The following is a 9,607-nucleotide window of genomic DNA, read 5'->3' on the forward strand; positions in this document are numbered from 1 at the left end:
TAACAGAGGAGGCCGCAACATGGTCGATCACAGCATTAAAGGGAAAACCGTTCTCATTGCCGGGGGTGCCAAAAACCTTGGCGGCCTGATAGCACGAGACCTGGCCGCAGCAGGGGCCAAAGCCATTGCCATTCACTATAACAGTGAGGCCTCCAAACCAGAGGCCGACAAAACACTGGCTGACCTGAAAGCTCTGGGTGTAGAGGCTGTGGCGTTTCAGGCAGACCTGACAACAGCGGCAGCCAACACGGCTTTGTTTGCTCAGACCATTGCGGCAGTGGGCAAACCCGATATTGCCATTAATACCGTAGGCAAAGTGCTCAAAAAACCCATCAGCGAGACGTCTGAAGATGAGTTTGACAGTATGTTTGCGGTCAATACAAAAGCAGCATATTTCTTTATTAAGGAAGCAGGCCTGCATTTGAATGACAATGGCAAGTTGGTAACACTTGTTACGTCGTTATTGGGCGCTTACACACCATTTTACTCTACCTATGCCGGGTCTAAGGCTGCGGTCGAGCATTTTACGCGCGCAGCCTCTAAGGAATACGGTGCCCGTGGCATATCCGTAAACGCCATAGGGCCGGGCCCAATGGATACGGCCTTCTTTTATGGTCAGGAAGCGCCAGATGCTGTGGCGTATCACAAAACAGCAGCCGCGCTTTCAGCGTTCAGCAAAACCGGCCTGACGGATATTGAAGATATTGCGCCATTTGTGCGTTTTCTAGTCACGGACGGATGGTGGATGACAGGCCAGACTATTCTGGTCAATGGTGGCTACACAACCAAATAGCCATTTGGCGGGAACGGGATTTTTGGTCCTGTTCCTACTGAGGCTGAGTAAATTTTCATGCAGAGTGCGAGTTTTTGTAAAATTCTGCACGGACTATGCGGTAGACTGGCTCCCTTACCAGAATAAGCCAGCGTGACATGATCCATCGCATCATACTCAGCCTCCATGCTTTGATCATATCTCTACCAGTGTACGCTGCGTCTCGCTGCGCAACGGTTGAGAGCGTGATGGCAACGGGGCGCGTTCAGGCCGTCTCTCCAGACGCAACGGCTCTGGGGCTTACGGTGACAGACACAGGATTACGCATTGCGGCGGCTTACGGCCTTGTCTGGCCGCAGCAGTGCTCCGTTGTTGTGCAGCATGTCGCGTATGGGTGGGGTATAACCGACCACAGCATTGCGGTGATGGTGACAGCAGGACGGCTGTTTGCCAGAAAAATGAAAATATCGCCGCCTTTGCCTGAGGAGGGAACACCGCCTCGTCTGCCTGATGCGGTCTTTTCCGGGTCGGCGTCCGTGGTCTCTGGCCGGTGGCGCGCTGGCGTTTGGCGCTATGCCGATGGGCATTCTGTTGTTGCTGTTTATCGTCCTAAAAGCACTGACAGTCCCAGGCAAATTCTCCAATCTGCTGTGCCAATTCTAGGTCTGTCCTATCTTCCTGCACCGGATACGCGGGGCGGTGCTTATACTGTCTGGCAGAAGCTGTCAGATAAGAGTTACCGCGTGATTATGATGAACTGGACCGAGGACGGGCTTTAACTGTGTTTTGGCGCAGACAAGGCTTAGTCTGCGTTACAATCAGGCGGTACAAAGCGGAGAAGATCCGCCGTATAGGTTTCTATCACAGCACTGAATGGTGTGCCGTCCATCTGCCGTAAAACAGCCTGATGCCGGAAGAGAAGTGGGGGAATTTCCAGCAACGCCTCATTATTCTCGGGTGTGTGGGGTGGTTTCCACCCGTCAGGCAAGGGCGTCCAGAGTGGTTCGGTGGCAATGGCGTGGCGGGTAAAGCCGAGTTGGGCTGCAATACGCCCAAACGGAATATCCGTCGTCTCAAGGTCTCTATTCATGCTGGCGGGCAAAAGGTTGGCGCGGTACCAGTTGTCTGCTTGTGACAGCACGTTTGCGCCGCACATCAGCCTGACATGCCGGTATCTGAGCAGGCGATGCGCCTCTGTGGGGGAAACGTTCAGATGGTCACGCAGGTGCGGTGGGCAGGGGCGTGCAGCGTCCGGGTTACGTTCCGCGCGAATGGCAGGGTTTGTCGCCAAAGCATGGTGGCGGCTCCAGTCTTCCAGAGTTCTGGTGGCACTTTCCGTTACAAGCAGAGCGTGGTCCAACTGGTTCACAAGAGCTGCAAGCATACGCCTGTGCGGCAGCGTATTTCGCCATAATAGCGGCGCTTTACCCACGGGCTTTTCTGGCGTGCGAGAAGAAGATGTGTCCTGCATAAGACCTAGCATAGCGGGTGTTGTGGCATCTGCCGAGAGGCCATCCCGGCGCTGTGTGTCATGGCTTTTATGGTCACTGTATATGACCAAATGTAACAGGGGCGCTTTAGATCTGTGCATAAGTGCGATATGCTACGCACTCTGTTTCAGTGACGAAGGGATTGGGTATTCATGGCGACGGCCAGCTTTATTGTTGAAGGCATGTCTTGCGAAGGCTGCGTATCGGCTATCCGGCGTGCTTTGGCTGCTGTTGATGGCGTGCAAAGCACGGAGGTCAACCTGGCCAGTGGTGAGGTCAAAATTGAGTATGATCCCCAGCGCGCTGGCACTTCATCCTTGCAGAATGCCATTCGTGGCGCAGGATATGATGTCAGCTAAGACGGCCTTTGTCGTTTTGAGAAGCTAAGGCACGCGGCTATGCGATGCGCACGGGGGCGATGTGCTGGCGCATCCTCTATGCTGCCCTGCATGATCGTGGCACAATAGCAGCGCATACCGTGCCGGGCCTCAGCCCGTTTTTCTGTTCCAGGTAAAGGTTAGGTTGGGGAAGATGCGCGCACAACGAGTGCTTGGCCTTGGTGCCATGCTGGTGGGGTTAATGCTTGTGAGTGGCTGCTCCCCCGAAATTGGGCGCGTTCCCCTGACAGATACAGATGTATCGTGCCTGCGTAAGCAGCAGAAAGGCCCCATGTTCCTCAGCTTCCCGCTGGCCGCAAATACATGCCAGCGTATGAGCAACCATAACTTCCTCCTGGGCGAAAAAGACGCTCATCCTCTGCCTCTGGACCTCAAGGGCGCGCCAGACCTGCAAAAGCAGGCGGAAGACTATGGGTATAGCTACACCAAGTAAGGTGGTTTAGCTTTCCAGTTCCGTGTCCCAGTACAGGTAGTCGCGCCAGCTTTCATGCAGATAATTGGGCGGGAAAGCACGCCCGTTTTCCTGCAAATGCCAGGAGGTGGGGCGTTCTGGTTGGGTGCGCGGCACCATACCAATCCGGTGCGGCAAGTGTGGCCCTTTGCGTAAATTGCAGGCTCCACAGGCTGTGACTACGTTTTCCCACGTGGTGCGGCCACCCTTACACCGGGGGATGACATGGTCGAACGTCAGGTCGTGGGTGGGAAAATGTTGCCCACAATACTGGCAGGAAAAATTATCACGCAAAAAGACGTTAAAGCGGGTGAAGGCTGGTTTGCGGGCTGAGGGAATATAGTCTTTGAGGGCAATGACGCTAGGCAGGCGGAAGGTACGCTGCGGAGAATGAACCTCTGCATCATATTCGCTCAATACGGAAACACGATCCAGACAAACGGCTTTGATAGTGTCCTGCCATGACCAGAGAGACAATGGAAAGTAGGAGAGCGGACGAAAATCCGCATTCAAGACCAGTGCCGGAAAGTTCAGCATACTGCCGTCAGCCAAGGCGTGCCTCCTTGTTTTCTCAGGGGCGCACCATCTACACGGGCGTTAAAACTCTGAACGGAACGCCTGTGGTTAGTGCGTCGTCGAGATCAATACTTTAAGCAAGTATTGCAGATTACCAGAAGACGGGCAAGAATAGGGGTAAGTATTTCATAAAACAGTATTATTTCTTTGTCTGGCTAATAGCCCACTTTGTTCGGGCACCATAAGGGAGGGTATGCACCGTATGTGGGTTACGCGTTTTGCACCGAGTCCAACGGGTTACTTGCATTTGGGGCATGTTGCTTCCGCAATGGCGGGGTGGAAATACGCCCGGCCAGATGGTCAATGGCTTGTCCGGATGGAGGATATAGACCCCCAACGCTGCAAACCCTTCTACGCGGATGCATTGTTGGAAGATCTGGCGTGGCTTGGTCTGAGGTCTGACGGGCCGGTTCTGTCTCAATCCGCCCGCATGGCGCACTACGCGCAGACAGTACAAACATTGACGGAGATGGGGGTTATGTATCCCTGCTTCTGCACGCGGTCCGATATCTTGCGGGATAATGCAGACATGTTTTCTGCACCGCATGCGGCTCCTGACGGTAGTCTGCTCTATCCGGGCACATGCAGGCATATGGCTCCGGCGCAGCGGGAAGACTTGCTTGCAGCAGGTCGGCCTCATGTCCTGCGGCTGGATATGGACAGAGCTTTACGTGTGGCATCCACTCAGAAAAAAGAACTGCTTCATTACCATGACCTTCAGCGGGGGAGGGTCATGTGTCAGCCTCAGTTGTTTGGGGATGTTGTGCTGGCGCGGCGGGATGTTCCGGCCTCCTATCATCTCTGTGTAACCCATGATGACGCCGCGCAGGGCATTACGCTTGTGACTCGTGGGGAAGATTTACGACCTGCAACAGACCTGCATTGCCTTTTGCAGGCGCTTATGGGGTGGCCTACCCCACATTATGCTTTTCATCCTCTCTTATGTGGCGCAGATGGCAAGCGTTTAGCCAAGCGGGACGGGGCCAAGGCTGTGCGGGCCATGCGAGATGCAGGCATGAGCCCTGAAGCGGTTCGTGCGGCAGCGGGTTTTGACGCCTGACCCGTCAAGAATATGCTAAATATGCTGTAAATTGATCAAAAATTACGTTTGGACTGTTCCGCCACGGCATGAAGCGTTTTAGTGTGCGTCCGGAGCGGTCGCATCGTATCTTTTTCTGCCCGCTTTGGTTGCCAAGACAACCTTCATGCAAACACTGAAGTCAGGAAGTGTGGAACGTAATGAGCATTGTCGCTGACCGTCTGAACAGAATCAGCCCAAGCCAGACGATTGTTATTTCGACCAAAGCCCGCGCGCTCAAAGCCGCAGGCCGGAATATCATTAGCCTTTCAGCAGGTGAGCCAGATTTCCGCACACCAGACAATATTGCCGATGCGGCCATAAAAGCCATTAAAAATGGCCAGACCCGTTACACGGACGTGGCAGGCACGCCGGAACTGCGTAAAGCCGTGGCGGAACGCTTCCGCCTGGATAGCGGGCTGGATTATACGGCAGAGGAAGTCATTGTCTCCACTGGGGGCAAGCAGGTCATTTATAACGCCATGACCGTAACCCTGAACCCGGGTGATGAGGCCATTATCCCCGCCCCATGCTGGGTGTCCTATCCTGATATCGTGACACTGGCGGAAGGCACGCCGGTTATCGTGCCCTGCAAACGTGAAAATGGGTTCAAGCTGACAGCACAGGAACTGGAAGCCGCCATTACGCCGCGCACCAAATGGCTTTTCCTAAACTCACCCTGTAACCCAACGGGTGCTGCCTATTCTGCAGAAGACCTGCGCCCGCTTTGTGATGTGCTGCTGCGCCATCCGCATGTCTGGATCTTTACGGACGATATTTACGCCAAACTGGTTTACGATGGCTTCCGCCCGGCAACCTTTGTGGAGGTTGAGCCCCGGCTGCGCCCGCGCACGGTCACCATGAATGGCGTTTCCAAAGCCTATGCCATGACCGGCTGGCGCATTGGGTATTCTGCCTCTCCGGTTGAGTTGACCAAAGCCATGAACAAGTTGCAGGGCCAGTCTACATCCAACCCTTGTTCCATTGCGCAGGCCGCTGCCGTTGAGGCACTAACAGGCCCGCAGGACTTTATTGCAGACATGGTCAGCACGTATCAGGGCCGTCGGGACCTCGTGCTGTCCATGCTTAACCAAGCCCCCGGCTTGCAGTGCGATAAGCCGGAAGGGGCGTTTTACGTCTTCCCGTCTGTTGAAAAATGTCTGGGCAAAACATCCGCTGGCGGTTTTTCTATTAAAACAGACGAAGATTTTGTAACTGCCCTGCTGGAAGAAGAAGGCGTAGCCGCCGTGCATGGCTCTGCCTTCATGTATCCCGGCTATATGCGTATTTCTTACGCAACGGATACGGAAAGCCTGCGGGAAGCCTGCACCCGTATTCAGCGTTTCTGTGTCGGGTTGCAGTAATTTATGGCTCGGTCTTTCGCTCATAGGCTTGCAGGGCTTCCTGCTCCCGCCACCATAGAGATGGCGCGTCGTGCCCGTATGTTACGGGCAGAGGGCAAGCCTGTAATCTCTCTCGCTTTGGGGGAGCCGGACTTTCCCACGCCCGCCGCCGTTATTGAGGCTGCTAATCAGGCAGCCTTGGCGGGGCAGACCAAGTACCCGCCCGTTGATGGCACGCCAGCTTTGAAAGAGGCCGTGGCACGCAAGCTCCTGCGTGATAACGCGCTAACCTATACCTCAGATGAGATCATGGTCTCCAACGGTGGCAAGCAGGTTATTTTCAACGCATTTATGGCCACCCTCAATGAGGGTGACGAGGTTGTTGTCCCTACGCCATATTGGGTCAGTTACCCCTTAATTGCCCGTATGTTTGGGGGTGTTCCTGTTTATGCACCCTGCCGAGAAGAAGATGGTTTCCGGCTTAATGCGCAGGTGTTGGCGCAGGCCATTACACCCCGCACACGGTGGGTTGTTTTGAACTTTCCTAATAACCCCACAGGTGCCGTCTGCTCCAAAGCGGATATCGAGGCGGTAGCCGAGGTGTTGCGGCAGCATCCGGATGTCTGGATTTTATCAGACGAAATTTACGAGCATCTTGTGTTTGACGGTGCGCAGGCGTTTTCCATTGCCGCAGTGGCGTCGGATTTAAAAGAGCGCACCATTACACTGAATGGCGTGTCAAAAGCTTACGCCATGACCGGCTGGCGTGTCGGGTTTGCGGGTGGACCGAAGGACCTGATTGCCGCCATGCGCGGTGTGCAGGGGAACGCAACATCCGGGGTGTGCAGTATTGCGCAGGCTGCGGCTGCGGCGGCTTTGGATGGGCCAACGGATCTGGTGCGGGATATGGCCCAGACCTATAGCCGCCGCCGAAAAATGGTGGTGGAGGCCTTACGCGCCATACCCGGCCTAACCTGTGCCATGCCAGAGGGAGCGTTTTACGCCTATCCCGGTATTGCAGGTTGCCTTGGGCGAACAACAGCCGGTGGTGCGCGGATTGAAAGTGACCACGATTTTGCCGTGGCGTTTCTGGAAGAAGAAGGCGTGGCAACTGTGCCGGGTTCTGCCTTTGGCCTCTCCCCCTATCTCCGGCTGTCCTGTGCAACAAGCGATGCCGTTTTACAGCAGGCGTGTGCCAGCCTGGCACGGTTTGTACAGAACCTGCGCTAAACAAAAAGAAGTTTCCGGGAGGCATGGCTAAGAAATTGGCCCTGCTTTTTTGCGCTCAGCACAGCGTGAGAGACCATTTGTACGCGTCATAAATCAGGTTTTGGAAAATTACAGAATTATTATGTTAGTGTGTCCTTATGTTTATGTTTGTAAAATACGCTGAAAAAATAAAGGTTTCAGGAAATCTGTAACTGAAAATTAAGATTTGGCAGATAGCGTTTGTTGTGTTTCGCAGAACATATACGACCTTCATGGAAGCCTGAAGCCATGCCAGTTGAGCTTGATATTCAGGGCGTTACCTCATCAAACGCCAGTATTGAAAAAGAGAATTTTCACACAAATTTTAGCGCTATTTCCTGTGCGCGGGACAAAGCAAATATGGTTTGCTCGCCCGCCCAGAAAACTTCTCCTACGGCACAGGTTTATCATGCTGTGCGCCATGGCGTGAATGTCACTGTGGTTGCAGATGGCGTCATGACTTTTGGGCCGGAGGGCACGGCATCACTGGTCGGTTTGTCTTCTGCTCTTTATGTCGAGGCAGGAGCAGGCGTTAGTCATGCTGTTGTGCGCTGCGGGGAAACCCTGATGATGGAAGAAGGGAGTGCAATAGAAGATATCCTGATAGTGGAAGAAGGGGCACATGCTGTGGTGCCTGCAACTGCGGGGGGAGTTATCCAGCTTTGCGGTGCTGAAAATAATAGCTTGATTTTAACAGGAAATAAAAAATCGAATTTATTTATAAAAGGTTTTCTTGAAAACGATAATGCTGACAGTATTACGCTGTCGGATGTAAAAGCGGCTGACATTGCTAGTCTGCGTTTTTCAGATCTTGATCATGTGACATTAAATTTTGTGGATGGTCAAAACTTTGACTTGGCTGTTGCCGGTATAGGGCGGCTTGATCCAAGGAAACAATCAGAAAAAATGGTGAGTTACACCAAGCCAGTCTGTTTTCTGGCAGGCACTTTGTTGCGTACTCCCAAAGGGGATGTGCCGATAGAAATGCTGACACCGGGTGATGTCATCAGCATTTATGATGTTTCTGGTCAAAACTGGGAAACACGCAAAATTATATGGTCTGGTAGCAAGCGTTTACAGGTTCGGACCGATCGACCTGAAGATGAGGCAGGTTACCCTGTGCGTATTCTGAAAAACGCTCTGGCAGAGGGTGTGCCGTATAAGGATATGCTGGTAACATCTGATCATTCTCTATTTTTTGAGACAATGTTTGTGCCGGTCAGAATGTTGGTCAATGGGCACTCTATTTTTTATGATCGTACAGTAAGCGCTTACACATATTATCATGTTGAGACAGAACATCATTCTATCATCATGGCCGATGGTGCTTTGACGGAAAGTTTTCTGGACACAGAAAATCAGCGCCTGTTTTACCAGACGACAGACGTTGTAAAGCTGCGTTGTGGCCGTTTGACGTGGGAGCGTGATGGCGCTGTGCCGCGTGTGACAACTCGTGCGGCGGTAGAGCCTGTTTATCACCGCCTTGCAGAGCGTGCGCAGGAAAAGCAGTTTCCATGCCGTAAACCGGCCTTTGACATTACGTTTGATCCAGACCTGCATTTGCAGACAGACCAAGGGCAGATCGTTACCATGGCGCGCAAGGTGGGTAGCAGTGTCATGTTCATGCTGCCAGCCACCGTGCGGAACGTAAAACTCTGTTCACGCACCAGCAGGAAATCTGACAGCATTGGGCCGTTTGTTGATGACCGGCGGGAGTGGGGGGTGCTTGTGGGAGAAATAGCGCTGCTGGACACAACGCGCTCTGCTCCGGTCAAAATACACCTCACAACCGCAGAGCTTGAGGGCTGGGCGGATCTGGAAAGCACGGAAGGCCGATGGACCACCGGCAGCGCAGTTCTGCCGCTTCAGCATCGCGCGACAAGAGGATTTATGATCTTGTCGGTAAAAATTCTGGCTGGCGGGCCTTATGCCGTCATCGCGTCACGTGAAGAGCAGAACCCTGCTCCCGTAAGCGCTGCTCCGTTTGCTGCTTAGGCACGTTGTTTACGAGGATACAGAGCGTAAAAAGCGCAAAACACAGTTGCCTGCATTGGTGTAGCTGTAGTTTTGCGCACTGCTGTAAATGGTGAAGTCGTTAGCCTGTACGATCTGGGTTTCGGTATCAAAGTCGAGCTGGAGTGTGCCTTCAAGCACAAAGATCATCTCGTGCCAGCCCTCAGGGTCGGGGTCTGCCTTGTAATGCTCCCCAACATCCAGTGACCAGATCCAAAGCTGGGTGTCCTGCCTGGCG

11 protein-coding genes are annotated in these 9,607 nt (G+C 53.5%); 8 read left to right on the forward strand and 3 right to left on the reverse strand.

Going from position 1 to position 9,607, the window contains the following annotated elements; genetic code table 11:
* Positions 1-19: 19 nt before the first annotated feature.
* Together Abci_RS03025 and Abci_RS03030 are read left to right on the forward strand one after the other, a co-directional pair.
* Positions 20-793 carry an SDR family oxidoreductase gene (locus Abci_RS03025; protein WP_048837700.1) on the forward strand — a complete coding sequence of 258 codons (774 nt, stop codon included), beginning with the start codon at positions 20-22 and terminating at the stop codon, positions 791-793.
* A 137-nt stretch (positions 794-930) separates the two neighbouring features.
* Positions 931-1,551 (forward strand): hypothetical protein, encoded by a 621-nt coding sequence (locus tag Abci_RS03030; RefSeq protein WP_146806719.1) that lies wholly within the window; start codon positions 931-933, stop codon positions 1,549-1,551.
* Positions 1,552-1,574: 23 nt separating this feature from the next.
* Here the strand turns inward: Abci_RS03030 and Abci_RS03035 are convergent, their stop codons facing one another.
* Positions 1,575-2,333, reverse strand: coding sequence for a hypothetical protein (locus Abci_RS03035; protein ID WP_146806721.1), 759 nt, complete (start codon positions 2,331-2,333; stop codon positions 1,575-1,577).
* An 81-nt stretch (positions 2,334-2,414) separates the two neighbouring features.
* Between Abci_RS03035 and Abci_RS03040 the strand changes: the two genes are divergently transcribed.
* The gene (locus Abci_RS03040; RefSeq protein ID WP_048837684.1) at positions 2,415-2,621 is read left to right on the forward strand and encodes a heavy-metal-associated domain-containing protein; all 207 of its coding nucleotides are present in this window, start codon (positions 2,415-2,417) and stop codon (positions 2,619-2,621) included.
* Positions 2,622-2,793: 172 nt separating this feature from the next.
* Positions 2,794-3,093: a hypothetical protein gene (locus Abci_RS03045; protein ID WP_048837685.1), complete on the forward strand. Its 300-nt coding sequence runs from the start codon at positions 2,794-2,796 to the stop codon at positions 3,091-3,093.
* 6 nt (positions 3,094-3,099) lie between these two features.
* Here Abci_RS03045 and Abci_RS03050 read toward each other — a convergent pair whose 3' ends face one another.
* Complete coding sequence (locus tag Abci_RS03050; RefSeq protein WP_181015808.1) at positions 3,100-3,663, reverse strand: HNH endonuclease; 564 nt, start codon at positions 3,661-3,663, stop codon at positions 3,100-3,102.
* A 217-nt stretch (positions 3,664-3,880) separates the two neighbouring features.
* On the opposite strand from Abci_RS03050, the gene gluQRS reads away from it, so the two are divergent.
* The 4 genes from gluQRS (at position 3,881) to Abci_RS03070 (ending at position 9,351) form a co-directional block, all read left to right on the forward strand.
* Positions 3,881-4,747: a tRNA glutamyl-Q(34) synthetase GluQRS gene (gluQRS, locus tag Abci_RS03055; RefSeq protein ID WP_048837686.1), complete on the forward strand. Its 867-nt coding sequence runs from the start codon at positions 3,881-3,883 to the stop codon at positions 4,745-4,747.
* Between the two features lie 179 nt (positions 4,748-4,926).
* A complete protein-coding gene (locus tag Abci_RS03060; protein ID WP_048837687.1) occupies positions 4,927-6,129 on the forward strand; it encodes a pyridoxal phosphate-dependent aminotransferase in 1,203 nt (400 codons plus the stop codon).
* 3 nt (positions 6,130-6,132) lie between these two features.
* Positions 6,133-7,338, forward strand: a complete 1,206-nt coding sequence (locus Abci_RS03065) for a pyridoxal phosphate-dependent aminotransferase (protein WP_048837688.1) — start codon at positions 6,133-6,135, stop codon at positions 7,336-7,338.
* 267 nt (positions 7,339-7,605) lie between these two features.
* The gene (locus Abci_RS03070; RefSeq protein WP_048837689.1) at positions 7,606-9,351 is read left to right on the forward strand and encodes a Hint domain-containing protein; all 1,746 of its coding nucleotides are present in this window, start codon (positions 7,606-7,608) and stop codon (positions 9,349-9,351) included.
* 9 nt (positions 9,352-9,360) lie between these two features.
* Here the strand turns inward: Abci_RS03070 and Abci_RS03075 are convergent.
* Positions 9,361-9,607, reverse strand: a 247-nt coding sequence (locus Abci_RS03075; protein WP_048837690.1) for a cupin domain-containing protein, incomplete at its 5' end; no start/stop codon positions are given.

Origin of the sequence: Acetobacter cibinongensis (assembly GCF_000963925.1) — a bacterium.
Classification (GTDB): domain Bacteria; phylum Pseudomonadota; class Alphaproteobacteria; order Acetobacterales; family Acetobacteraceae; genus Acetobacter; species Acetobacter cibinongensis.